The following is a 22,329-nucleotide window of genomic DNA, read 5'->3' as shown; positions in this document are numbered from 1 at the left end:
GGAGATGCGGCGGACCAGCCTGGCGATATTAGCTGCAGCGGTGCTCTTTTGCGGGGCCGCTTCCGCCGGCACCCGGTTGACCGTGCATGTGCGCACCTACGATGTCGCCGGCAAGACCGGCGCCGAACTGATCGAGGCGATGGACGGCCTGGGGCCGAGGCACGGCCATGCTACGCGCGCCATCGCCGAGACCGGCTACGTCGTGCATTGGAAGCTCGATGTGAAGCGCGACAACGGCATCTGCCGGCTGCGCCAGGCCGACGGCACGATCGACATCACCTACACCTTTCCGCGCCGCACTTCCCCGTCCAGCTCGGCCCTCAGCAGGCGGTGGGAGCGTTTCATGGCCGGCGTGCGCCAGCACGAGCACACCCACGGCCGCATCGCCAAGCAGATGATGCAGGCAACGGACACGGCGCTTGCCGGGCTGGAGCGGCCGGACAATTGGTTCTGCACCGGCCTCCGCTGGGACGCCAGGCGCCGCATCGACACGATTTATGCCGAGTATGAAGCCAAGCAGAACGCCTTCGACGCGCGCGAGCACCGCGACGGCGGCCATGTCGAGCAATTGGTCAATGCGTTGATGGGGAAGAACTGAGAACTAAAGCGCGTCGCGCTGAAACGGATTCAGGCGACGCGCTTTAGGTCCTTGTTTTTATGCATGTCGTTGTCCCAGAACCGCGTACATTTCTGGGCGACATGCATTAGCCCGTTCGCGTTACCAAGCGGGGCGTCAGCCTCGCGGCTTGTCCGGCATGTCACTCGCCGCCAGCGCCGACTTATGCACGTCCTCGGGCGCGCTGTCGGGCCGCAGCGTGAATTCGACCAGCACCGGCAGATGGTCGGAGCCGGTATCCTCCAGCCGGGCCGACGACAGGATCGTCACCCCGCCCTTGCTGAACACCTGGTCGATCGGCAGGCCCGCATAGCGACGCAGGAAGTCGGGCAGCGTGCGGTGGATCCAGGTCGGGCCGGCCGACGGCATCAGCGTCATGCCGCCGAGCCGCGCCACACGCCGCACCGCCGCGCTCCACGGCACGGCATTGCAATCGCCGGCCATGATCGCGGTCTCGCCGAGCGCGGCCAGCGGTTCCGCCAGCTCGCCGATCTGCCAGTATTGCTCCTTCGGCCACGGCCAGCTCAGATGGATCGCGGCGACGTCGACCGGAATGCCGCCGAAATCGATCGTGGCGGTCGCCATCGCGCCGCGCGGCTCGCAACGCGGCGCGGTGCCGGCCGCGAAGGGGCGGCGCGAGAGCAGCGCGACGCCGAATATGCCGTTGGGGTAGTCGCAAAGGATGCGATAGGGGTAGGCGCTGGCGAGATAGCCGAGCTCGGTCGCCCACATCCCGGACACTTCGTCGAGCGTGATCACGTCCGGATTGGTCCGGCCGATCAGCGACAGCACCTTCTTCGGCGTCGGGTTGTTGAAGCGCAGGTTCACCTGCAGCAGGCTGTAGACGATCCGGTCGGCCGGCTTTGCGACCGCCTGCTGCGGCGACAATCTGGGCAGCGCGCTCATCGTCGTGGCGAAGCAGGCAATGGCGAAGACCAGTGCTGCGACCGCTTGCAGCCGGTAGGAGCTGGCAAGCAACAACAGGGCGAGCAAGGCCGTCAGCACGCTTAGATGCATGCGGAAATGCGAGAAGGAATCGAAAGCCGGATGCAGCGCGCCGAAGAACCCGGCCAAGAGCGCAGCCGAACATGCCGTCATCGCCAGGAATGTCAGCTGAGCCATCATGCTCAAGCGCGCACCGCCCGTTGTCATTTGCTCCGACCGCCTAGAGCATTTCACCGTCTCACGGAAACGCCGAAATGCCTTATCTCTTTGTTCTGACGCAATTCCAGACGGAAAACCGCATCGCACTTTTCCTGAAATTGCTCCTGGCTATCCGTTCGGATCGCTTATCGGCCAAATTGCGGCCCAGGCAAGACGACGGATTGCCTCGCCGGGCGCCGGCCGGGTTGAGCGGCTATTGGAACGCCGTTTCGGAAAAACTTCTGAGCTTGCGCGAATGCAGCCGCTCCATCGGCATTTCGGCAAGCTTCTCCATCGCCTTGATGCCGATAGTGAGATGCTGCGCCACCTGCCGCTTGTAGAACTCGGTCGCCATGCCGGGCAGCTTCAGCTCGCCATGCAGCGGCTTGTCGGAGACGCATAGCAGCGTTCCGTAAGGCACGCGGAAGCGGAAACCGTTGGCGGCGATGGTGGCTGATTCCATGTCGAGGGCGATGGCGCGCGACTGCGACAGGCGCTGCACCGGTCCGCGCTGGTCGCGCAGTTCCCAGTTGCGGTTGTCGATGGTGGCGACGGTGCCGGTGCGCATGATGCGCTTGAGGTCATAGCCGGAAAGGCCGGTGACTTCGGCGACCGCCTCCTGCAGCGCCACCTGGATCTCGGCCAGCGGCGGGATCGGCACCCAGACCGGCAGGTCGTCGTCCAGCACATGGTCCTCGCGCACATAGGCATGCGCCAGCACATAATCGCCCAGCGCCTGCGTGTTGCGCAGGCCCGCGCAATGGCCGAGCATCACCCAGGCATGCGGGCGAAGCACCGCGATATGGTCGGTGATCGTCTTGGCGTTGGAGGGACCGACGCCGATATTGACCATGGTGATGCCGCCATGGCCGGGCTTCTTCAGGTGATAGGCCGGCATCTGTGGCAGGCGCGCCGGCGGCGTGCCTTCAGAGACCCTTGCCCCATTGGCGGTCACGACATTGCCGGGCTCGACAAACTCGATATAGCCGCTGTCGCCATCGGCCATCAATTCGCGGGCGCGTGCGACGAACTCGTCGATGTAGAACTGGTAGTTGGTGAACAGCACGAAGTTCTGGAAATGCTGCGGGCTGGTCGCCGTGTAGTGCGTCATGCGGTGCAGCGAATAATCGATGCGCTGCGCCGTGAACGGCGCCAGCGGCCGCGGCTCGCCGAATGCCACCTCGAAAGTGCCGTTAGCGATCTGGTCGTCGGTGCCGTCGAGATCCGGCACGTCGAACAGATCGCGGATCGGCCGCTTGATGCGCTCGGCAGCGGCACCGTCGACATAGGTGCCTTCCAGGAAGGCGAAATGCAGAGGGATCGGCGTTGTCGATTCCGAAACCGTCACCGTCACGCCGTGATTGCGCATGATGAGCTTCAGCTGCTCGATGAGATAGTTCTCGAACAGCTGCGGCTGCGTGATCGTGGTAGAGAAGTTCCCCGGCGTCGGCATGTGGCCGTATGCCTGGCGCGAGTCGACCTGGCTGAACGAGGTCGTGGTGACGCCGATCTGCGGATAGAAGGCCCGGTAGCGCTTGCTCTCGTCGCCGCCGGCGGCAAGTGCGGCGAAGGAATCGCGCAGGAATTTGGTGTTGCGGTCATAGAGCGTCTGCAGCGCCGCTACGGCCTTTTTGGCGTCGTGGAAGCTCTGCTTGCCGAAAGGCTCCGGCATGACGACCGATTCGATGGCTTGGGGGTAGATTCGCTTTTCCATGACTCAATATAGAGTCTCAGGATGACGCTTGGGAGGGGGCGGCAGGCTCGAAGGGGGTGCCAGCGTCGTTTTTCTGCCGCCATGTTTAAGGTGCAATGAGATTGAGGATCGGGCCAGCGATCCTGACCCTCGATACACCTATCCGCGCTGCAGGCTGATCAGCAGCACGAAGCCGACGCTGGTGTTCTTGTGCGGCGGCGCTTCGATCCTGTGGCCGGTGTCGGCGCGCATCATCGGCACAGCCAGCACCGGGACGGCGAGCAGCATCAGGATGAGCATCGCCCGCGGCAGCAGCCGGAGGATCTTCGTTGCGTTATCGGCGATGCGGTTCATTTTGGTGGTGCCCCGGTTTTCAGCTTGGTCGATTTTCAGTTGGGTCGTTTCAGCGCTTGAATTGGTTCACGAAGCCGAGAACGCAGGCACCGGCCGTTCCCACGAGCGGGCCGGATGACCGGCCTCCGCCACAAGAATGGCGAACAGCATGCCGAACAGGCTCATCAGCAGGCAGACGATGGTGAAGCGACGGGCAAGCATTTCTCTCTCCTTCAATGCGGGAGAGAATGCCTGATGGCCGCTGAACCGGTTCTGAGACCGGTATTCATCTGCGGTTCAAATTGATTGACGAGGTCTTGTACAGGGCCGGCGGCGCAGGCCCGGCCGGCGGAGCGCGGTCGCTCCAAAAGAAAACGAGGCCGCTCGGGCCTCGTTTCGGACGACCAGGAATTTGGCGATCAGAGCTTATGCCAGGTTTGGCTCTTGCAGATCAGGCCGCCGAACACGCAGCCGCTCATCTTGAGCGAAGTGCCCGACAGCGTCGCCTTGCCGGCATAGGTCTTGTCGTTCGCCGGGTCGGTGATGCTGCCGGCATATTTGTTGTCGCCGGTCGCTTTCAGCGAGCCGATGGTCTTGCCGGCGTATTTGCCGCTCTTGAGCGTGATGGAGAAAGAGCCGCTGCCGCCGATCGCCGCGGTGTCGCCGGCCTGCGTCTTCCAATTGCCCTCGATCGGGTCGGCCCATGCCGCGCCCGCCATGATCAAGGTGGCCGCCAAGGCCAGGCTTGCTTTTCGAAACATATCTGTCCTCCCTGTAGGTTCCGGTGGGGCTCCGGTCCGCCTTCCCGCCCCTTACGCAAAGGTAAAGCTAATCCAGCTCCCGCCAAAACAAAAGCGGTGCCGCCACGGAAGGTTGCAAGGTTTTTCGCCGCGCGGACGACTGAAAATAAACGGGGCCGGACAAACGCTTCGGTTTCCGTGGTTAGCGAAGTCTTGATTCCGCGCTCGGCAATTTTCATCGAATTTGACGCAAAATGGCGGAAATGCTGGATTCCCATGCTTAACAGTTTTTCGCGTTTACCTCTTGTTTTAGCTTTGTTTTCTTCAAATTAAGCAAGCCATTTAACGACGGATTCAAGGCCAGCCGTCATCCTCGAAAGCATCGAAAGAGCGGCCCGCCCCAAGGGACACCAAGGGAAAAAAGGAGGCGGCTCTCGGGAGCAAGACAGGGGATTGAAATGGCACGTTTTGAAATGCTTGAAGACGGCTTCGGCGCCATGGGGGCAACTGCCCAGGCCGACATTCTTTTCGAACTGGGCATGATGTATGCGACCGGCCGCGATTGCGAGACCGACGTCGTTGCCGCCCACAAATGGTTCAATATCGCCGCGATCAAGGGCTCGGCCCGCGCCGCCGAGCTGCGCTCGGAACTGTCGGCCACCATGTCGAAGGTGGAGATCGCCACGGCGCTGCGCGAAGCCCGTGAATGGATGACGATGCACTGATCCTGCGCACCTAGCGCTCGGAGGTTCATTGGGACAAGGCCGCGAAAAGACGGCCGGCTCACAAGATCAAGAACGCGGCAGGCCCACGGGCAAAGCCGCGCGGACCATGATCCCGAAAAGTGGGAGATCGTGTCCAGCAGGAAACAGGGAAGCGAGCGGTCAGGCGCGGGGGCGCCGGGGAAGCTCGATTGCATAAGCCGCGACCGGCCGGAACAAGGCCGGCGCGGCTTTTTGCATTACGTCTGGTAATCAGGCGCGTGGCCCAAGAAATCCTCGCTGGAATGAACCAAAACCTTCCGAGTTGTCCTCTCGACAGTTTCAGCGAAGGATGAAATTGTCCCGGCTCTGTGGAACAAGCGTGGCCAGGTTGCCGCGCACAAGTGGAGGAGTTCTTATAGTCATGAAAAAATTGGGCATTTTGAGCGCGGCCGTATTTGGCCTGATGATGAGCGCCCCGGTTGCCTTCGCCGACGATATCACCATTTCGGTGGTCGGCCCGATGACCGGCCAGCTCGCCACCATCGGTGACCAGTTCAAGCAGGGCGCGCAGGCTGCCGCCGACGCGATCAACGCGGCTGGCGGTGTCAACGGCTCCCAGATCAAGCTCGACATCGAGGACGACCAGTGCGACCCGAAGCAGGCCGTCTCGGTCGCCAACCGCATCGTGGCCAACGGCGTCAAGTTCGTCGACGGCCATGCCTGCTCGGGCTCAAGCATTCCGGCTTCGGCCGTCTATGCCGAAGCCGGCACGCTGATGATGAGCCCGGCCTCATCCAACCCGGTGCTGACCGACGCCGCGGCCAAGTCCGGCTGGCCGACCATCATGCGCCTCTACACGCGTGACGACGCCCAGGGCGCCTTCATCGGCCCGTGGATCGCCAAGAAATACGCCGGCAAGAACGTCGTCGTGCTGCACGACAAGAGCGCCTACGGCCAGGGCGTGGCCGATGCCGTGAAGGCGACCATGAATGCCGGCGGCCTCAAGGAAGTCGATTACGAAGGCATCAATGCCGGCGAGAAGGACTATTCGGCTCTCGTCACCAAGCTGAAGCAACTGAAGGCCGACGTCGTCTATTTCGGCGGCTACCATCCCGAGGCAGGTCTGATCCTGCGTCAGGCGGCCGAGCAGAACGTCAAGTTCCAGCTGATCATGCCGGACTCGATCGCTTCGCCGGAATTCTGGCAGGTTGCCGGCCCGGCCGGCGAAGGCACCATGTTCGTCTTCCCGTCCGACCCGCAGTCGAAGCCGGAAGCGAAGGATGCGGTCGCCAAGATCAAGGCCGGCGGCTTCACCCCGGAAGGCTTCACGCTGTTCTCCTATGCCGTGATCCAGGCCGTCGCCGAAGGCGTCAAGCGCGCCGGCACCGACGATCCGGCCAAGGTCGCCGAGGCGCTCAAGGACGGCAAGCCGATCAGCACCGTCGTCGGCGACGTCATCTTCGACGAGAAGGGCGACCTGAAGAACGCCAGCTACGACATCAACCAGTGGCATGACGGCAAATACGCGCCGATAAAGCCGTAATCGGTTCTGCAATCGAGGAAATGGCCGGGCTCGTCCCGGCCATTTCTTTTGGCGGCGGTCGGCCTGTCCCGCCACACCTAATGCATGTCGCCCAGAAGTGTACGCGGTTCTGGGACAACGACTTAAAAACAAGGACTTAAAGCGCGTCGCCTGAATCCGTTTCAGCGCGACGCGTTTTAGCCATTGTCACCCGGCGAGGATCCGAAGCGGAAACCCCTCAGCCCTGGCCGTCCTCCGCGAAACGCACCAGCACCGTACCGTCGCTGACCTGCGCGCCTTCGGCCGCGATCTCGGCGATCACCCCGTCATGCGGTGCGGCGATCATGTGTTCCATCTTCATCGCTTCGAGGATCAAAAGCGGCTGGCCCTTGATCACGGCATCGCCCGCCGCGGCGCGTACCAGCTTCACCAGCCCCGGCATCGGCGCGCGCAGGTTGCCCGAGGCGGCTCCTGCCTCGTCGGCCTTGGCAAGCGGATCGGGAACCGTGAAGGTGTAGCCCACCGCGCCTTCGAAGACGGTGACGTGACCGGGCCAGCGGGCGGTTTGCGGCATGGTCCTCAGGTCGTGCGTATTCACCGCGTCATGCGGTGCCTCCAGCGCCACCTGGAAGCGGCCGTCCGGCCGTGCCGAAACCCGCGCCAGGATGCTCTCCTCGCCATAGCGCAGCAGGATACGGCGCGAGAGCGTGTGGAAATGCGCATAGCCTGAAAGCGCGGACCAGGGATCGGCGGCCGGACCCGGCGCGCCGGCGTCCGTCGCGGCCAGCGCCGCGGCTGCGATCGTCTCGTCGCTCGGGCCGGGAGTGGCGGTGAGAGCCTCCTGATGTCGGCCGATCAGCCCGGTATCGACATCGCCCGCCGCGAAATCGGCGTCGGCCGAGAGCGCCGCCAGGAAGGCTGTGTTGACGGTCGAGCCGGCCACTTCCGTCCGCGCCAGCGTCTCGCGCAGCGCGCCGAGCGCCGAGGCCCGGTCCTTGCCGTGCACCACCAGCTTGGCGATCATCGGGTCGTAGAAGGGTGAGATCGCATCACCGGCACGCACGCCCGTCTCGATGCGCACCGCGGCGCCTTCCGGTGCCGCGTCGGGGAATTTGAGATGATGCAGCGTGCCCGTCGCCGGCAAGAACCCTTTCGCGGCGTCCTCGGCATAGAGGCGCGCCTCGAAGGCATGGCCGGCAAGCGCGATCTCAGCCTGCGTTTTCGGCAGTTTTTCACCGGATGCGACGCGAAGCTGCCATTCGACGAGATCGACGCCGGTGACCATCTCGGTGACGGGATGCTCGACCTGCAGCCGCGTGTTCATTTCCATGAACCAGAAGCGGTCGGCCTTGAGTCCCTGGGAGGCGTCGACGATGAACTCGATCGTGCCGGCGCCCGAATAGTTGATTGCCTTGGCGGCCTTCACGGCCGCCTCCGTCATCGCCCTGCGCAGCGCAGGCGTCATGCCGGGGGCAGGGGCCTCCTCGATCACCTTCTGGTGGCGGCGCTGCGCCGAGCAGTCGCGTTCGAACAGATGCACCGCATTGCCGAAATTGTCGCCGAACACCTGGACTTCGATATGGCGCGGCTTGTCGACATATTTTTCGACCAGCACGCGATCGTCACCGAACGCCGCTTTCGCTTCGCGCCGCGCTCCGGAAAGCGCTTCCGAGAAATCGTCGGGGTGGTCGACGCGCCGCATGCCCTTGCCGCCGCCGCCGGCCCGCGCCTTGATCAGCACCGGATAGCCGATCTCGCGCGCCTTGGAAGCGAGCAGCACGATCTCCTGCGCCTCGCCGTGATAGCCGGGCACCACCGGCACGCCGGCCTTTTCCATCAGCCGCTTGGCGGCGTCCTTCAGGCCCATGGCGCGGATCGAGGCGGCGGACGGACCGATGAAGACGAGCCCGGCCGTCGTCACCTGGTCGACGAAGTCGGGGTTTTCCGACAGGAAGCCGTAGCCGGGATGGATAGCCTCGGCACCGGTGGCAAGTGCCGCGGCAATGATCCTGTCGCCGCGCAGATAACTCTCGCCGGCGGGCGAGGCGCCGATATGCACCGCCTCGTCGGCCATCTCGACATGCAAGGAGCGGGCGTCGGCGTCGGAATAGACGGCGACGGTGCGCACGCCGAGCTTGCGGGCAGTGCGAATGACGCGGCAGGCAATCTCGCCGCGATTGGCGATCAGGATCTTGCCGAACATGGAGCCTCCGCGCGTAGGGTTCGGAAACGGCGAGAAGCAGGGCGCTTGAATACCCCCCTCTGTCCTGCCGGACAGAGGGGGGTACTGTCCCGCCGGCTTTTCCGGGCGATAACCCGCCCTTGCCTGCACTGAGGAATCTGTTGATCCATAAGTTCAGCCTTCCCTAAGAGCAGCAACGGCCCGTCGGTATAGTTCGACCATCTGCTCGTCGAAACAGCAGAAAGTAACAACGTCCGGTATCGTATTTTGACGAAGGAAGTCGCTCACGGTGCCGACAGCGATCCCGGTCGCCTCGTCCTTCGGAAAGCGGTAGATGCCGGTCGAGATCGCAGGGAATGCGACCGTGCGGCAATCATGGTCGCGGGCGATCTCGAGCGAGCGCCTGTAGCAGGAGGCGAGCAGCTCGGCCTCACCCTTGCCACCGCCTTGCCAGACCGGCCCGACCGTGTGGATGACGTAGCGCGCCGGCAGGCGATAGCCCTTGGTCAGCTTGGCGTCGCCGGTCTTGCAGCCATTGAGCATGCGGCATTCGGCAACGAGTTCCGGGCCGGCGGCGCGATGGATGGCGCCATCGACGCCGCCGCCGCCGAGCAGCGACGAATTGGCGGCATTGACGACGGCATCGACCGCGAGCTTGGTGATGTCGCCGGTGTGGATGCGGATCCTGTCGCCGAGAGCGCCCATCGTCACATCCTGAACACGCCGAACTTGGTCACTTCGATGCCGGCATTGAGCGCCGCCGAAAGGCTGAGCGCCAGCACCTCGCGCGTCTTTGCCGGATCGATGATGCCGTCGTCCCAGAGCCGTGCCGAGGAATAGAGCGGATGGCCCTCATGCTCGTATTTCATCAGGATCGGCTTCCTGAATTTCGCCTCTTCGTCGGCGCTCCACTCACCACCCCTGCGCTCGATGCCCTCGCGCTTGACCATGGCGAGCACCGTCGCCGCCTGCTCGCCGCCCATCACCGAGATGCGCGCGTTCGGCCACATCCACAGGAAGCGGGGCGAATAGGCGCGCCCGCACATGCCGTAATTGCCGGCGCCGAACGAGCCGCCGATGATGACGGTGAGCTTCGGCACCTTGGCGGTGGCGACAGCCATCACCAGCTTGGCGCCGTCCTTGGCGATGCCGCCGGCCTCGTATTTTCGCCCGACCATGAAGCCGGTGATGTTTTGCAGGAAGATCAGCGGAATGCCGCGCTGGCAGCAGAGCTCGATGAAATGCGCGCCCTTCAGCGCGCTTTCGGAAAACAAGACACCATTGTTGCCGATGATGCCGACCGGCATGCCGTGCAGATGGGCAAAGCCGGTGACGAGAGTCGTGCCGTAATTCTGCTTGAACTCGTCGAACTCCGAACCGTCGACGAGGCGGGCGATCACCTCGCGCACGTCATAGGGCTGGCGCAAATCCGTCGGCACGATGCCGTAGAGTTCATGCGGATCGTGAAGCGGCGCTACAGGTTTCTGCAGATTGAGGCTTATGGCCTTGTTCCGATTCAAGTTCCTGATGATACGCCGGCAAATAGCCAAAGCGTGTTCGTCGTCCATGGCATAGTGGTCGGCAACGCCGGAAAGCCTTGTGTGGACATCGGCGCCGCCGAGTTCCTCGGCGCTGACATCCTCGCCGGTGGCGGCCTTCACCAGCGGCGGGCCACCGAGGAAGATCGTCGCCTGGTTGCGCACCATGATCGTCTCGTCCGACATCGCCGGCACATAGGCGCCGCCCGCCGTGCAGGAGCCCATGACGCAGGCGATCTGGGGGATGCCGGCCGCCGACATGTTGGCCTGGTTGTAGAAGATGCGGCCGAAATGCTCGCGGTCGGGAAACACCTCGTCCTGATTGGGCAGATTGGCGCCGCCGCTGTCGACCAGATAGACGCAGGGCAGATTGTTCTGCAGCGCGATCTCCTGCGCCCTGAGATGCTTCTTCACAGTCAGCGGATAGTAGGTGCCGCCCTTTACGGTCGCGTCGTTGACGACGACCATCACCTCCGTGCCCTCGACGCGGCCGATGCCGGTGATGATGCCGGCCGCGGGAATATCCTCGCCATACATCGACCATGCCGCGAACTGCCCGACCTCGAGGAAGGGCGAGCCGGTGTCGAGCAATTGCGCCAGGCGCTCGCGCGGCAGGAGCTTGCCGCGGCCCTGATGTCGCTCGCGCGCCTCGTCCGAGCCGCCGCGCTCGACGCCTGCCGCCTTTTCGGCGATGTCGTCGACCAATGCCCGCATGCGCTCGGCATTGGCGCGGAAGGTGTCGGAGGAGAGGGAGATCTGCGAGGTCAGGGCAGGCATTGACGAACCTCAAATGATATCATATTTTAGTATCACTTCGGGCGCTCGCCCTATCCCCAGAGGAACTGACCATAAGGTATTCGATTGGGGAGGGCGAAAAACGATGAAGACGGCGCACCGGCAGACATTGGACAAGATATTCGCGAACCCGGTTAACGCTTCGATCAAATGGCGCGACGTCGAGGCTTTGCTGATCGCGCTCGGCGCGCGAGTGTCGGAAGGGCGTGGATCGCGAGTGCGATTTACTTTGAATGGGATAACGCTTCGAGTGCATCGACCGCATCCGTCGCCAGATACGAAAGCGTACGTGATTCGGGAGATCAGGACTTTCCTAATAGATTCAGGTGTTGAGCTATGAAGCCATACAAGGGATATCTGGGAACGATCGAGTTCGATGAAAACGACGTTGTGTTTCACGGTCGTATCATAGGTATTCGCGACATCTTCACATACGAAGCCGATTCGGCGGAAGAATTGCTGAAGGCTTTTCATGAATGCGTTGACGACTACCTCGAATTTTGCGCCGAACAGAACAAGGAACCGGAAAAGCCCTTTTCTGGCAAACTCGCTCTGCGGACCACGCCAGAGGTCCATCGTCTTGTCAGCCGAGCCGCTTCCAGTGACGGCAAATCGATCAACCAGTGGGTCTCGGACACGCTCGCCGAAGCTGCCCGCAAGCGGGTCGACGAAGGCTCGACGAAAGTGACGAGCCGGGCGCATTAAACCCCCTCCGCCATGATCTCGCGGCCGATCAGCCAGCGGCGGATCTCGCTGGTTCCGGCGCCGATCTCGTAGAGCTTGGCGTCGCGCAAGAGCCGCCCGGTCGGATAGTCGTTGATGTAGCCATTGCCGCCGAGCAGCTGGATGGCGTCGAGCGCCATTAGCGTCGCCTTCTCGGCGGCGAACAGCACGCAGCCGGCGGCGTCCTTGCGGGTGGTCTCGCCGCGGTCGCAGGCGGCCGCCACCGCATAGACGTAAGCCCGCGCTGCGCTCAACGTCGTGTACATGTCGGCCAGCTTGCCCTGCACGAGCTGGAACTCGCCGATCGGCTGCCCGAACTGCTTGCGTTCGTGGACATAGGGGATCGCCACGTCGAGACAGGCAGCCATGAGCCCGATCGGTCCGCCGGAAAGCACGGTGCGTTCATAGTCGAGCCCCGACATCAGCACCTCGACGCCGCGTCCTTCCTCATGCAGCACATTCTCGAACGGCACCTCGACATTCTCGAACACCAGCTCACCGGTATTGGAGCCGCGCATGCCGAGCTTGTCGAGTTTCTGCGCCACCGAAAATCCGGCCATCGTCTTTTCGACGATGAAGGCGGTGATGCCGCGCGAGTGCCGCTCCGGATCGGTTTTGGCATAGACCACCAGTGTCCCTGCATCGGGACCATTGGTGATCCACATCTTCGAGCCATTGAGCACATAGCGGTCGTTGCGCTTTTCGGCGCGCAGCCTGAGCGACACCACGTCCGAGCCGGCGCCGGATTCCGACATCGCCAGCGCGCCGACCGTTTCGCCCGAGCAGAGGGCGGGCAGGTACTTCTCCTTCTGCGCCGGCGTTGCCCAGCGGTTGATCTGGTTGACGCAGAGATTCGAGTGCGCGCCGTAGGAGAGGCCGACCGAGGCCGATGCGCGCGAAATCTCCTCCATGGCCACGACATGCGCGAGATAGTTCATGCCGGTTCCGCCGAAATCAGGGTCGGCGGTGATTCCAAGCAGGCCGAGCGCGCCGAGCTCGCCCCACAAATGCGCGGGGAATTCGTTGCAGCGGTCGATCTCGGCTGCGATCGGCGCGATCCTGTCCTGGGCAAAGCGCCGCACCGTATCGCGCAACGCCTCGATATCGAGATCAAGTCCGAAGTTCAGCGTATTCGTGTACATGCCGTTCCTCCCTGCACACGCCCCGGTCTTCGCGGGGATCATGCCTGTATCAGAGTGCCACGGCGTCCCTGGCGCGCCCGTAGGGACGCGCGGTGCCATGGCTGATTGTCGCGCCGACCAGGCGCATTGTCATCGAAAGATATGATGCCGTGACTTCGGCAACCGACAGCCGCTCGCCGGGCCGGAACCAGACGATGACGCCGGTCATCATCTGGATCAGCGCCATGGCGGTGAGCCCCGTGTCGTCGATGCTAAACATGCCGGCCTCGGCGCCGTCGCGCAGAATCGTGCGCAATTCCTTCTCATAGGCCGTGCGCATCTTGAGGACCTGCGTCAGCCGTTCATGCGAAAGGCTGCGCAATTCCATGTTGGAGACATGGGTGGCGTGACGCCGCTCGATGTGGAAAGCGATGTGATTTTCAACATAGGCGGCGAGCCGGCTCACCGGATCGGCCGCGGCCGGTCGCGCCGCGCTCCAGGCCGCGAGCAGGCCTTCCATATGCTCGCGCATCAGCGTGAACAGAAGGTCTTCCTTGGTCGGGAAGTAGCGGTAGAGCGCGGCTGCCTGCACGCCGACCTCCGCCGCCAGCTGTCGCATCGACATCGCCTCGTAGCCGAGGCGCGCGATCAGGCTGACCGCCGCCTCGCGGACGGCCGCCTCGGTTTTTTCTCCGTCTGAACCTGTGGTGCGTGCCATGTTCGCCTCGACGAAGGCTATTAATAAAACGAACGTTCAATTAATTCAAGTGCGCATGACACGTCGTTCCTCTCCCTCGCCGTTGGGGCGAGGAATGGGGCTAATGCATGTCGCCCAGAAGTGTACGCGGTTCTGGGACATGCATAAAAACAAGGACTTAAAGCGCGTCGCCTGAATCCGTTTCAGCGCGACGCGCTTTAAGCGAGGATCCTGAAGTCCGTGGGCGCGTCGCCAGCCGCTTCCTCGACCTCGACCTTCGAGACGAGCGCGCCGCGCGGCCCCTGCCACAGGCGTTCGATCATCGCCGCGACCGCGGCGTCGGCACCGGCGACGAGCACGGTGACCGAGCCGTCGCGCTCGTTACGCACCCAACCCTTCACCCCAAGACGCGCGGCTTCGTCGCGCGTCCAGACGCGATAGCTCACACCTTGCACCATACCGGAAACACGGGCCCGAACGGCTCTTTGCCCACCCTGCATTGTCGGCTCCAATCTTTCTATCAAATCTGGAGCAGAACAGGTCAAATGCAACGGCTTTGAGGGCGGGCGGCCTCGTGTTTAAATAATTGACTCAGTCAACCAATGAGGGAATTATCGGAGCGCATTGTCTCTGAGAGGAGGTCTGCATGCTGCACGAAGCCCTGGTTCATGACATTCGTCGCTTCAACCGGTTCTACACTGGCCTGGTCGGACTGCTCGATGAGACCTTGATGCAGAGCCCTTACACGCTGGCCGAAGCCCGCGTTCTGTTCGAGCTCGCACGCAAGGCCCGACCTGCCGGCGGACGGGCTGGCTTGCTGGCGCGCATGTTTCATCTCGATCTCGCGCCGGTGGCGTCCGAACTGGCCGTCGAACTGCACCTCGCCCCCGCCCATCTCATGAGGGTCCTTCGCAAATTCACCGCCATGGGGCTGGCTGAGCTGCGCGATGCTCCGCAGAACGGGTTGCCCGTTCTTTCGCTGACCACCCGAGGCAAGGCCGCGCTGGTTGATCTTGAGGCGGCGACGAACCGCGACCTTGCCCGCCTGATCGTCGAACTCGAGGACAAGGAAGCCGCGGAGCTTTCCGATGCGCTGAGCCGCGTGACGCGCCTGCTGGCAACCGCAAGAATATGAAATTGACCACGCGCTTCCCGGCAAGCCGATGTCGGCTGGCATAGTCAGGAGAGGCTGCGCCTCGCCCTCAGGCGACACCTCGACGGCATGGACCGGTTTTTGGTCAGTTGCCTCGCGCCGCCGCCAGCGCGCCCGGCAGTTCCTCGGCGAAGATGTCGAGTTCGTGGTCGAGCCCGACGCTGACCCTGATGCAGCGGTCGAGCCCAGGTGCCATCGGCTTGCGGATGAACACGTCGCGCGACAACAGGCCCTGCATCACTTTCAGCGCAAAGGGGCCGTCGCGGCCGCAGTCGATGGTGACGAAATTGGTCGCCGACGGCAATGGCTTCAGGCCGTTCTGCCTGGCAATGGCTGAAATGCGCTCGCGGCCCGCGGCCACGCGTGCCACCACCGACCGCAGGTAATCCTGATCGGCAAGCGCCTCGAGACCGGCGACCTGCGCCATGCGGCTGACGCCATAATGGTTGCGGATCTTCTCGAAGTCACGGATCACCTCTGCCTCCGCCACGGCGTAGCCGCAGCGTATGCCGGCAAGCCCGTAAGCCTTGGAGAAGGTGCGCATGCGGATGACGTTCGGCCGCGATACATCGATCGGCGGCAATGCCGAGGCCGGGCCCAACTCGCCATAGGCCTCGTCGAGCACCAGCATGGTGGTTTCCGGCAGCGCCTCGATGAAGCGGATGACGTCCGGCGCCTCCCACCAGCTTCCCATCGGATTGTCGGGATTTGAGAGATAGACCAGCGGCGCCTTTTCGCTCGTGACCTTGCTCAGAAGCCCGTCCAGGTCTTCCTTGTCGTTGGCATAGGGCACCGTCACCAGGCGGCCGCCGACGCCGGCGATATGGAAATTGAAGGTGGGGTAGGCGCCGAGCGAGGTGACCACGGCATCGCCGGCTCCCACATACATGCGCGCCACCAGGCCGAGCAGGCCGTCAATGCCTTCGCCGACCACCACGTTTTCGATGGCCACGCCGTGGTGAGCGGCCGCCGCCACCTTCAGCTCGTAATTGTCGGGATCGCAATACATCCACTGGTCGCGCGCGACGCTCTCCATGCGGGCGATGACGCGCGGCGAAGGCCCGAAACTGCTTTCATTGGCGCCGATACGAGCGCGGAAAGGCCGGCCGCGCTCGCGCTCCTGCGCCTCCGGGCCGACGAACGGCACCGTGGTGGGGAGCGCGCCGATGATCGGCGTGAGGGAAGGGCGCTGGCGCATGGCAAAGGCTCGCTTGAGAAGAGGTTTTCTTGCTAGCGTGGCTGGTCGGGCGGTGCAAGTTACGGAAGAGCGGTCTAGGCTGGATTCTGCCTGTCACTTTTGCTAGCGAGGCACGATGAGCAACCGATTGCCGCCCGCCTGGGCAAAGCACCTCAAAACTCAACCCGCCGCGAAGGCCGTACAGCCGAAAGCTGCGCCACCGAAAGCCAAGCCGCAGGCCGGTCCATCGCGAGCGCAGGCCGACGACATACTGTTGAGGCAGGCGCTCGAGCTACAAGAAGCCGAGCAACTGCCAGAGGCCGAGGAACTTTGCCTCAAGGTTCTGGCAAGAACGCCAAACCATCCGCTGGCTTTTTACATCCTGGGAACCCTCGGCATCGGATACGACAACGAGAAGGCCTTGCGGTACTTCGCCCGGGCGGTCGGGGAGGAGCCGCGAAATCCTTACTACCACCTTAGCCTCGGTGAGGCCTACCTGAGGCTCAGCGAGTTTACGCCGGCAATCAGGCACTTTCAGCAGGCCTTGGCTTTGAAGCCGGATCTGGTGGAAGCGCTTTGCGCCCTGGGCGATGCCTACAAGGCGTTTGACAAGGGAGAAATGGCGCTGCCGCTCTTTGAGAAGGCGCTCAAGATCGACCGAGATCATCCTGGGGCCCGGTTGGGGTTGCCTCGCGCACTCGCAAGCCTCGGTCGGATGGACGAAGCCGCAGTTCACCTGAAAGAGGCAATAGGACGGCGCATCGCGGTGCCGGCTGCTTACAGTGCACTTGTGCAGACGCGCAAATTCACGGAAGAGCCGCCAGAACTTGCGGCAATCCTGACCGAGCTTCGAGACCTAGGCCATGGGTCGGAGGGAGCGGCATCGCTCCATCACGCCGCCGGGAAGCTGCTCAACGACCTCCGTCGCTACGCGGAGGCGATGGATCACTTCAAGAAAGGGAATCAAGCCGGGGGCCATAAATTCGATCTGGAAAACTACCGTCGCTCCGTCGATGCCATGATCGAAACCTTCACACCGGAACTGGTGGCGTCAATGGCCGCTTACGGCGATCCGTCCGAGGTGCCTGTGTTCGTCGTCGGCATGCCTCGCTCGGGCACGACACTGACCGAGCAGATCTGTGCCAGCCATCCCAATGTTCATGGCGCCGGCGAGCTCAGCAAGCTTAGACGAATGGCCAATGGGATAGGCCTCAAGCGCAACTTCGAGACAGACCTCGGCAAATCGATCACGACGATTACTCCCGAACTGGTCAAGACGCTGGCCGCAGAGCATCTTGCGTATCTGCGCGAGCGAGCGCCTGACGCGCTTCGCATCGTCGACAAGATGCCTCACAATTTCGAGTTGATCGGATTGATCGGTATTCTTTTTCCCAACGCGCGCATAATTCATTGCCGCCGCGATGCCATCGACAATTGCATCTCCTGCTTCGTCCTGCAATTCGGTGAAGGACACAGTTATAGCGCTGACCTTCGAACGCTGGGACTTTACTACCGGGAGTATGACCGCCTGATGCAGCACTGGAACAAGGTTCTTCCGGGGCGCATCTTTGAAAACCGGTATGAGACACTGATTGAAGATCAGGAGGCGCAGTCGCGCCGCCTCATAGATTATCTCGGGCTGCCTTGGGACGATGCCTGTTTGCGCTTTTTTGACAGGAACAGCTCGGTAAATACTTTCAGCCGTTGGCAGGTTCGCCAGCCGATCTACAAGTCGTCCGTCAAGCGTTGGAAGAATTACGAAAGCGAGATCCAACCGCTGATCGAAGCTTTGGGCGATCTTGCTGAGGTTTGAAACTTGCTTTCGTCATCCTCGGGCTTGACCCGAGGATCCATGTCGTAACTTAATGCATGTCGCCCAGAAGTGTACGCGGTTCTGGAACAACGACATGCATAAAAACAAGGACTTAAAGCGCGTCGCCTGAATCCGTTTCCACGCGACGCGCTTTAAGAGCGCCACCGCGGTGCGGAATTCTGTGCCGCTGCACTCCTCGGCAAAAGTCACGGCATGGATCCTTGGGTCTTCGCTCCGCTTCGCGTCGCTGCGCCCAAGGATGACGACGTTGGGAAGGCTCCGGCCAGTTGCGAACGTTTGCGATGGCCGAAGCGCCCCGTCAGTTTTCCACGCCGTGGCTTCGAAGCGCCGCAAGCGGTGCAGAACCTGCTCCGCTGCACTTCTCGGCAAAAGTCACACAGGATCCTTTGGGCTTCGCTCCGCTTCGCGTCGCTATGCCCAAGGATTGTTTGACGACGGTGGGGGAGGGACCGGCCAGTTGCGAACGCTTGCGATGCTTCACCGAAACAAACTCTGAAATACTGGCTGTCAGTATGTCTGCGACCTGTCGGATTGGCGCACGGATCCCTGCGATCGTGCCGAACGCAGCGCTGCGCATTGGCGTCTCGAGTACCGCCAGCAAAAAAGAAAAAACCCGGCGGTTGCCCGCCGGGTTTCGATTTCGCCGAAGCGAAGTCTATTAGAACGAGCGCTGGAAGCGGAGGAGACCGCCGACGCTGTTCTTCTTGTCGGCATTCGTCCAGTTGCCGTAGAGGGTCGGGGTGTCGAAGTTGCCGTAGTGATCCCAGTCAACTTCGGCCGTGACCGTGAAGCCGGGGACGATATCATAGGCGATATTCGCCGCGAGGCCGTAGTTCTTGTCGTCGTCACCCGACGCCTGGAGGTTGAACGAGGTCTTCTCGTTGAACTTGTAGGTACCGCCGGCCCACCAGGCCCAGTTGCCGCCCCACTGCTTGTAGAAGCCGCGACCATGGGCGTCGATAGAGTTGGCGGCGTCGTCGTTCAGGTCGCCGTCGTTGCCGTAGCCGAACATGCCGAACAGCGAGATCGCGTCGTTGACGGTGACGTCCAAACGGACCTTGCCGGTCACTTGCTCGTAGTTGCTGTCATAGGCGACAACACCGGAGATCGCGCCCCAGCCCTGGGTCCACTTCACGCCGCCGACGACATGCGGAACGTAGCTGTCGATCGTGCCGACAACACCCGAACCTTCTTCGAGCGAGACCACCGCCGAGAAGCCGTTGCCGGCGTCGAAGTAGTACTGAACGACGTTGGTGTCGAAGTCACCGTAGGGAACGATCGTATCCTGGATGACGTTGCCGGCGTAGCCGATGAACGTGTCGAAGGCCGATTCGTCCTTACCGACGCGGAGGCCACCGAGCTGGATCCAGGCGAAGTTCAGCGAAACGTTCTTGTTGCCGGCGGGGTTGCCGAACGTGTTCACGTTCGTAACGGGGGCAGTAGGACCACCGGTGGTGGTGGTGGTACGGGCGCCGTAGCCGTTGCGGTTGCCGAAGTTGAAGCGGGTCTCGGTGTAGGTCTTCAACGTGCCGAGCTCGGTTTCCTGGCCGGTCCAGGTCTTCAACGTGAAGCGGGCGTTCTTGTAGAACGTGCTCTGCTCATCACCGTCCTGGTGATCGAACGACTTCGCGCCGTCGAACGAGCCGACGTCGCCCACGCCGATGTCGTAGCGGACATAGCCGCCGATGCGCAGGCAGGTTTCGGTGCCGGGGATGTAGAAGTAGCCCGAGCCGTACACGTCGCAGATCTTGACGTATTCAGCCGGTTCCGGCTCGGCGACGGTCACCGCGTCGGCGGCGCGTGCACCGGAAACTGCGATCAGGGCCGCAGCTGAGCCGAGAAGAAGGCTCTTGATGTTCATTTTCTGACCTCCAGTCAAAAGTTAAAAAACGGGTCTGGGTATTTTTTGCTGAAGGACAGCGTTCCCTGCCCCATCCCCACTACCGAAAAAGATGCGCACCGCGCCGCTCCTTCGAAGCTGACATTACCCATGAGCCGGCGCCGTTCAACCACGATCGTACCGGCGCAAGGGCTGTCCGGGCGCTATCCCCGGGGGTTGTTGCACAAATGACACGATTTGGCCTCACTCAGAAAGCTCTCGTTAACCATCCAGGCCGTTGAGGCACCTGAATCCGGGCGAATCCGGCAAAGGGTCGACCGAATTGCGGCGCGCCGGCGAGTCGGCCGCCAGGCGATCGCCGCAGAATCGCCACTTGGGATGGCAGGCGCGCGCCCACTTGCTGATTTTTCGCTGATTATGGCGCCGGCTTGTTGATTGTGCCGGCGCTTTTCTTTATCCAGCGGCGCGACGGAGAGGTGGCCGAGTGGTCGAAGGCGCTCCCCTGCTAAGGGAGTAGAGGTCAAAAGCTTCTCGTGGGTTCGAATCCCATCCTCTCCGCCACCCTACGCCCTGCGGGCTTCGGGTGGCAGGCCACCCGGAACCGCATTTTGGGCGTAGGAGTGTCGCCCGAAGCTACGAAGTAGCGTAGGGGGACCATGTGGTACGTCTATTTCCTGCAGCTCCATAGCGGCGATGTCTATGTCGGATCGACAAGCGATCTTCGGCGACGTTTCGAATCGCCCTGCGGGCTTCGGGTGGCAGGCCACCCGGAACCGCATTTTGGGCGTAGGAGTGTCGCCCGAAGCTACGAAGTAGCGTAGGGGGACCATGTGGTACGTCTATTTCCTGCAGCTCCATAGCGGCGATGTCTATGTCGGATCGACAAGCGATCTTCGGCGACGTTTCGAATCGCATCAATCAGGACAGGTGACCTCGACCAAGGCTTATTTGCCTGTCACCTTGAAGGCCTACGTCGGGGTCGAAACCGAGGCCAACGCGCGGCAACTCGAGCAATATTTCAAGACCGGGTCCGGCAAGGCCTTCGCCAACAAACGGTTTTGGCGGACAGAGCCCTGCTGACTGATCCAGGGCTTATCCATCTGAAATGAAAAGGAAAACGGCCTAGCTTATGCCCGAGACCCACATCACTGCCGCGTAGACAACGATACCGAGCGTCGCCAGCCAGAAGTGCCAGGTGACGAGCCGCAGCGAATAGAGCCGCTCGCGGTTCCAGAGCTTGGGCACCATGTAGTAGATCGCGCCAAACGTGATCAGGCCGACCCAGCCGAGCGCGCCCGAATGGACGTGGCCGATTGTCCAATCCGTGTAGTGCGAGAGCGAGTTGACGGTCTTGATCGACATCATCGGACCTTCGAAGGTCGACATGCCGTAGAAGGCGATGGCCGCAACCATCATGCGGACAATCGGGTCCGTACGAATCTTGTCCCAGGCCCCGGAGAGCGTCATGAGGCCGTTGATCATGCCGCCCCAGGAAGGCATCCACAGCATGATCGAGAACACCATGCCCAGCGTCTGCGCCCAATCGGGCAGGGCGGTATAATGAAGATGATGAGGACCTGCCCAGATGTACAGGAAGATCAGTGCCCAGAAGTGGATGATCGAAAGGCGGTAGGAATAGACCGGCCGATTAACCTGCTTGGGCACGAAATAATACATCATGCCCAGGAAACCGGCGGTAAGGAAGAAGCCGACCGCGTTGTGGCCATACCACCACTGCGTGAGTGCGTCCTGGACGCCGGAGAAGGCCGAATAGCTCTTCGATCCCAGGAATGATGCCGGCATCGACAGATTGTTGACGACGTGAAGCATCGCGATGGTGACGATGAAGGAGAGGTAGAACCAGTTGGCGACGTAGATATGCGGTTCCTTGCGCTTCAGGATCGTGCCGAGGAAGAGCAGGAGATAGGCGACCCAGACGATGGTCAGCCAGATATCGACATACCATTCCGGCTCGGCATATTCGCGGCTCTCGGTGATGCCCAGCAGATAGCCGGTCGCGGCCATGACGATGAAAAGCTGATACCCCCAGAAGACGAACCAGGCGAGATTGCCGCCGAAGAGGCGTGCCCGGCAGGTGCGTTGGACGACGTAAAGCGAGGTGCAAATCAGCGCGTTGCCGCCGAAGGCAAACACGACGCCGGAAGTGTGGAGCGGCCGCAGCCGGCCGAAATTGAACCAAGGCTCGATGTTGAGGTTAGGGTATGCAAGCTGCAGCGCGATGATCACGCCGACCAGCATGCCAACGACGCCCCAGAACACCGTTGCGATGGCCCCGTAGCGGATAGGACCATCCATGTAGGCGGAGGGATCGATCGCCGCCGCGGGCTTGAAATCCGCATTGCGCAGCAGGATCGCAGTGAAGCCAGCCACGGCGAAGAACAAGACCCACATGTGCTGGCGAAAAGGTTCATCCACGCCGAAGCCGGCGGCGACAAGAGCGCCAAAAGCAAACAGGCTTAAAAGGACGATCTCCGTGCCAAATTTCATCGCAAGTCCC

At 62.3% G+C, this 22,329-nt stretch carries 23 protein-coding genes, 1 tRNA gene and 1 pseudogene; 10 read left to right on the top strand and 15 right to left on the bottom strand.

From position 1 onward, the window contains the following. Window positions 1–4: 4 nt before the first annotated feature. Complete coding sequence (locus RFM98_RS03835) at window positions 5–598, top strand: DUF922 domain-containing protein (RefSeq protein WP_320307594.1); 594 nt, start codon at window positions 5–7, stop codon at window positions 596–598. Between the two features lie 135 nt (window positions 599–733). Here RFM98_RS03835 and RFM98_RS03830 read toward each other — a convergent pair whose 3' ends face one another. The 5 genes from RFM98_RS03830 to RFM98_RS03810 all read right to left on the bottom strand — a co-directional run bounded on the left by RFM98_RS03830 (window position 734) and on the right by RFM98_RS03810 (window position 4,546). Next, window positions 734–1,741 carry an endonuclease/exonuclease/phosphatase family protein gene (locus RFM98_RS03830; RefSeq protein WP_320308124.1) on the bottom strand — a complete coding sequence of 336 codons (1,008 nt, stop codon included), beginning with the start codon at window positions 1,739–1,741 and terminating at the stop codon, window positions 734–736. A 232-nt stretch (window positions 1,742–1,973) separates the two neighbouring features. Next, window positions 1,974–3,431 (bottom strand): AMP nucleosidase, encoded by a 1,458-nt coding sequence (locus RFM98_RS03825; RefSeq protein WP_320308123.1) that lies wholly within the window; start codon window positions 3,429–3,431, stop codon window positions 1,974–1,976. A gap of 180 nt (window positions 3,432–3,611) precedes the next feature. Beyond that, a complete protein-coding gene (locus tag RFM98_RS03820; protein ID WP_320214362.1) occupies window positions 3,612–3,806 on the bottom strand; it encodes a hypothetical protein in 195 nt (64 codons plus the stop codon). A gap of 66 nt (window positions 3,807–3,872) precedes the next feature. Continuing rightward, window positions 3,873–4,007, bottom strand: a complete 135-nt coding sequence (locus tag RFM98_RS03815; protein ID WP_320308154.1) for a hypothetical protein — start codon at window positions 4,005–4,007, stop codon at window positions 3,873–3,875. Window positions 4,008–4,204: 197 nt separating this feature from the next. Beyond that, window positions 4,205–4,546, bottom strand: coding sequence for a DUF2147 domain-containing protein (locus tag RFM98_RS03810; protein ID WP_320307593.1), 342 nt, complete (start codon window positions 4,544–4,546; stop codon window positions 4,205–4,207). A 437-nt stretch (window positions 4,547–4,983) separates the two neighbouring features. On the opposite strand from RFM98_RS03810, the gene RFM98_RS03805 reads away from it, so the two are divergent. Beyond that, entirely contained in the window at window positions 4,984–5,250 is a 267-nt protein-coding gene (locus RFM98_RS03805; RefSeq protein WP_027164869.1) for a sel1 repeat family protein, read from the top strand. A gap of 400 nt (window positions 5,251–5,650) precedes the next feature. Next, window positions 5,651–6,772 carry an ABC transporter substrate-binding protein gene (locus RFM98_RS03800; RefSeq protein WP_320307592.1) on the top strand — a complete coding sequence of 374 codons (1,122 nt, stop codon included), beginning with the start codon at window positions 5,651–5,653 and terminating at the stop codon, window positions 6,770–6,772. A gap of 217 nt (window positions 6,773–6,989) precedes the next feature. Here RFM98_RS03800 and RFM98_RS03795 read toward each other — a convergent pair whose 3' ends face one another. From RFM98_RS03795 to RFM98_RS03785, 3 genes are all read right to left on the bottom strand, one after another. Next, window positions 6,990–8,954: an acetyl/propionyl/methylcrotonyl-CoA carboxylase subunit alpha gene (locus RFM98_RS03795; protein WP_320307591.1), complete on the bottom strand. Its 1,965-nt coding sequence runs from the start codon at window positions 8,952–8,954 to the stop codon at window positions 6,990–6,992. 153 nt (window positions 8,955–9,107) lie between these two features. Beyond that, entirely contained in the window at window positions 9,108–9,638 is a 531-nt protein-coding gene (locus tag RFM98_RS03790) for an O-acetyl-ADP-ribose deacetylase (RefSeq protein ID WP_320307590.1), read from the bottom strand. 2 nt (window positions 9,639–9,640) lie between these two features. Next, window positions 9,641–11,248 carry a carboxyl transferase domain-containing protein gene (locus tag RFM98_RS03785; protein WP_320307589.1) on the bottom strand — a complete coding sequence of 536 codons (1,608 nt, stop codon included), beginning with the start codon at window positions 11,246–11,248 and terminating at the stop codon, window positions 9,641–9,643. On the opposite strand from RFM98_RS03785, the gene RFM98_RS03780 reads away from it, so the two are divergent. Further along, window positions 11,163–11,606, top strand: a complete 444-nt coding sequence (locus tag RFM98_RS03780; protein WP_320307588.1) for a type II toxin-antitoxin system HicA family toxin — start codon at window positions 11,163–11,165, stop codon at window positions 11,604–11,606. The two genes, RFM98_RS03785 and RFM98_RS03780, sit on opposite strands and share 86 nt — an antisense overlap. After that, window positions 11,603–11,971, top strand: coding sequence for a type II toxin-antitoxin system HicB family antitoxin (locus tag RFM98_RS03775; RefSeq protein WP_320214373.1), 369 nt, complete (start codon window positions 11,603–11,605; stop codon window positions 11,969–11,971). The genes RFM98_RS03780 and RFM98_RS03775 overlap by 4 nt, the downstream gene beginning before the upstream one ends. On the opposite strand, the gene RFM98_RS03770 is transcribed toward RFM98_RS03775, so the two are convergent. The 3 genes from RFM98_RS03770 to RFM98_RS03760 all read right to left on the bottom strand — a co-directional run bounded on the left by RFM98_RS03770 (window position 11,968) and on the right by RFM98_RS03760 (window position 14,307). Continuing rightward, entirely contained in the window at window positions 11,968–13,131 is a 1,164-nt protein-coding gene (locus RFM98_RS03770; protein WP_320307587.1) for an isovaleryl-CoA dehydrogenase, read from the bottom strand. The two genes, RFM98_RS03775 and RFM98_RS03770, sit on opposite strands and share 4 nt — an antisense overlap. Before the next feature lie 49 nt (window positions 13,132–13,180). After that, window positions 13,181–13,828, bottom strand: coding sequence for a TetR/AcrR family transcriptional regulator (locus RFM98_RS03765; RefSeq protein ID WP_320307586.1), 648 nt, complete (start codon window positions 13,826–13,828; stop codon window positions 13,181–13,183). Between the two features lie 197 nt (window positions 13,829–14,025). Continuing rightward, window positions 14,026–14,307, bottom strand: coding sequence for an acylphosphatase (locus RFM98_RS03760; protein ID WP_320307585.1), 282 nt, complete (start codon window positions 14,305–14,307; stop codon window positions 14,026–14,028). Between the two features lie 146 nt (window positions 14,308–14,453). Here RFM98_RS03760 and RFM98_RS03755 point away from each other — a divergent pair, with 146 nt between their 5' ends. Beyond that, a complete protein-coding gene (locus RFM98_RS03755; RefSeq protein WP_320307584.1) occupies window positions 14,454–14,942 on the top strand; it encodes a winged helix DNA-binding protein in 489 nt (162 codons plus the stop codon). Window positions 14,943–15,045: 103 nt separating this feature from the next. Here the strand turns inward: RFM98_RS03755 and RFM98_RS03750 are convergent, their stop codons facing one another. After that, window positions 15,046–16,158: a pyridoxal phosphate-dependent aminotransferase gene (locus RFM98_RS03750; RefSeq protein WP_320307583.1), complete on the bottom strand. Its 1,113-nt coding sequence runs from the start codon at window positions 16,156–16,158 to the stop codon at window positions 15,046–15,048. Between the two features lie 115 nt (window positions 16,159–16,273). Here RFM98_RS03750 and RFM98_RS03745 point away from each other — a divergent pair, with 115 nt between their 5' ends. Continuing rightward, window positions 16,274–17,950, top strand: a complete 1,677-nt coding sequence (locus RFM98_RS03745) for a tetratricopeptide repeat-containing sulfotransferase family protein (RefSeq protein WP_320307582.1) — start codon at window positions 16,274–16,276, stop codon at window positions 17,948–17,950. A 319-nt stretch (window positions 17,951–18,269) separates the two neighbouring features. Here the strand turns inward: RFM98_RS03745 and RFM98_RS03740 are convergent, their stop codons facing one another. Continuing rightward, on the bottom strand, window positions 18,270–18,548 hold the full coding sequence (locus tag RFM98_RS03740) for a hypothetical protein (protein ID WP_320307581.1): 279 nt from the start codon (window positions 18,546–18,548) through the stop codon (window positions 18,270–18,272). Between the two features lie 81 nt (window positions 18,549–18,629). Then, window positions 18,630–19,832, bottom strand: coding sequence for a porin (locus RFM98_RS03735; RefSeq protein ID WP_320307580.1), 1,203 nt, complete (start codon window positions 19,830–19,832; stop codon window positions 18,630–18,632). Between the two features lie 449 nt (window positions 19,833–20,281). On the opposite strand from RFM98_RS03735, the gene RFM98_RS03730 reads away from it, so the two are divergent. The 3 genes from RFM98_RS03730 to RFM98_RS03720 all read left to right on the top strand — a co-directional run bounded on the left by RFM98_RS03730 (window position 20,282) and on the right by RFM98_RS03720 (window position 20,891). Next, a tRNA-Ser gene (locus tag RFM98_RS03730) sits at window positions 20,282–20,372 on the top strand. Window positions 20,373–20,467: 95 nt separating this feature from the next. Next, window positions 20,468–20,632 carry a GIY-YIG nuclease family protein gene (locus RFM98_RS03725; protein ID WP_320307579.1) on the top strand — a complete coding sequence of 55 codons (165 nt, stop codon included), beginning with the start codon at window positions 20,468–20,470 and terminating at the stop codon, window positions 20,630–20,632. A 7-nt stretch (window positions 20,633–20,639) separates the two neighbouring features. Next, the gene (locus RFM98_RS03720; RefSeq protein WP_320307578.1) at window positions 20,640–20,891 is read left to right on the top strand and encodes a GIY-YIG nuclease family protein; all 252 of its coding nucleotides are present in this window, start codon (window positions 20,640–20,642) and stop codon (window positions 20,889–20,891) included. 48 nt (window positions 20,892–20,939) lie between these two features. On the opposite strand, the pseudogene ccoN reads toward RFM98_RS03720, so the two are convergent. Further along, a pseudogene (gene ccoN / locus RFM98_RS03715) lies at window positions 20,940–22,319 on the bottom strand (cytochrome-c oxidase, cbb3-type subunit I); the annotation flags it as partial. Window positions 22,320–22,329: the final 10 nt, after the last annotated feature.

Source organism: Mesorhizobium australafricanum, assembly GCF_033977265.1.
GTDB lineage: Bacteria > Pseudomonadota > Alphaproteobacteria > Rhizobiales > Rhizobiaceae > Mesorhizobium > Mesorhizobium australafricanum.
Note: the sequence above shows the minus strand (reverse complement) of the source record. Positions and strands in the feature narration are given on the sequence as shown.

Coding starts and splice junctions, on each gene's coding strand:
- RFM98_RS03835 (WP_320307594.1), top strand. CDS start 5: ATGCGGCGGACCAGCCTGGCGATATTAGCTGCAGCGGTGCTCTTTTGC.
- RFM98_RS03830 (WP_320308124.1), bottom strand. CDS start 1,741: ATGATGGCTCAGCTGACATTCCTGGCGATGACGGCATGTTCGGCTGCG.
- RFM98_RS03825 (WP_320308123.1), bottom strand. CDS start 3,431: ATGCCGGAGCCTTTCGGCAAGCAGAGCTTCCACGACGCCAAAAAGGCC.
- RFM98_RS03820 (WP_320214362.1), bottom strand. CDS start 3,806: ATGAACCGCATCGCCGATAACGCAACGAAGATCCTCCGGCTGCTGCCG.
- RFM98_RS03815 (WP_320308154.1), bottom strand. CDS start 4,007: ATGCTTGCCCGTCGCTTCACCATCGTCTGCCTGCTGATGAGCCTGTTC.
- RFM98_RS03810 (WP_320307593.1), bottom strand. CDS start 4,546: ATGTTTCGAAAAGCAAGCCTGGCCTTGGCGGCCACCTTGATCATGGCG.
- RFM98_RS03805 (WP_027164869.1), top strand. CDS start 4,984: ATGGCACGTTTTGAAATGCTTGAAGACGGCTTCGGCGCCATGGGGGCA.
- RFM98_RS03800 (WP_320307592.1), top strand. CDS start 5,651: ATGAAAAAATTGGGCATTTTGAGCGCGGCCGTATTTGGCCTGATGATG.
- RFM98_RS03795 (WP_320307591.1), bottom strand. CDS start 8,954: ATGTTCGGCAAGATCCTGATCGCCAATCGCGGCGAGATTGCCTGCCGC.
- RFM98_RS03790 (WP_320307590.1), bottom strand. CDS start 9,638: ATGGGCGCTCTCGGCGACAGGATCCGCATCCACACCGGCGACATCACC.
- RFM98_RS03780 (WP_320307588.1), top strand. CDS start 11,163: ATGTCGTCGACCAATGCCCGCATGCGCTCGGCATTGGCGCGGAAGGTG.
- RFM98_RS03785 (WP_320307589.1), bottom strand. CDS start 11,248: ATGCCTGCCCTGACCTCGCAGATCTCCCTCTCCTCCGACACCTTCCGC.
- RFM98_RS03775 (WP_320214373.1), top strand. CDS start 11,603: ATGAAGCCATACAAGGGATATCTGGGAACGATCGAGTTCGATGAAAAC.
- RFM98_RS03770 (WP_320307587.1), bottom strand. CDS start 13,131: ATGTACACGAATACGCTGAACTTCGGACTTGATCTCGATATCGAGGCG.
- RFM98_RS03765 (WP_320307586.1), bottom strand. CDS start 13,828: ATGGCACGCACCACAGGTTCAGACGGAGAAAAAACCGAGGCGGCCGTC.
- RFM98_RS03760 (WP_320307585.1), bottom strand. CDS start 14,307: ATGCAGGGTGGGCAAAGAGCCGTTCGGGCCCGTGTTTCCGGTATGGTG.
- RFM98_RS03755 (WP_320307584.1), top strand. CDS start 14,454: ATGCTGCACGAAGCCCTGGTTCATGACATTCGTCGCTTCAACCGGTTC.
- RFM98_RS03750 (WP_320307583.1), bottom strand. CDS start 16,158: ATGCGCCAGCGCCCTTCCCTCACGCCGATCATCGGCGCGCTCCCCACC.
- RFM98_RS03745 (WP_320307582.1), top strand. CDS start 16,274: ATGAGCAACCGATTGCCGCCCGCCTGGGCAAAGCACCTCAAAACTCAA.
- RFM98_RS03740 (WP_320307581.1), bottom strand. CDS start 18,548: ATGCGCAGCGCTGCGTTCGGCACGATCGCAGGGATCCGTGCGCCAATC.
- RFM98_RS03735 (WP_320307580.1), bottom strand. CDS start 19,832: ATGAACATCAAGAGCCTTCTTCTCGGCTCAGCTGCGGCCCTGATCGCA.
- RFM98_RS03725 (WP_320307579.1), top strand. CDS start 20,468: ATGTGGTACGTCTATTTCCTGCAGCTCCATAGCGGCGATGTCTATGTC.
- RFM98_RS03720 (WP_320307578.1), top strand. CDS start 20,640: ATGTGGTACGTCTATTTCCTGCAGCTCCATAGCGGCGATGTCTATGTC.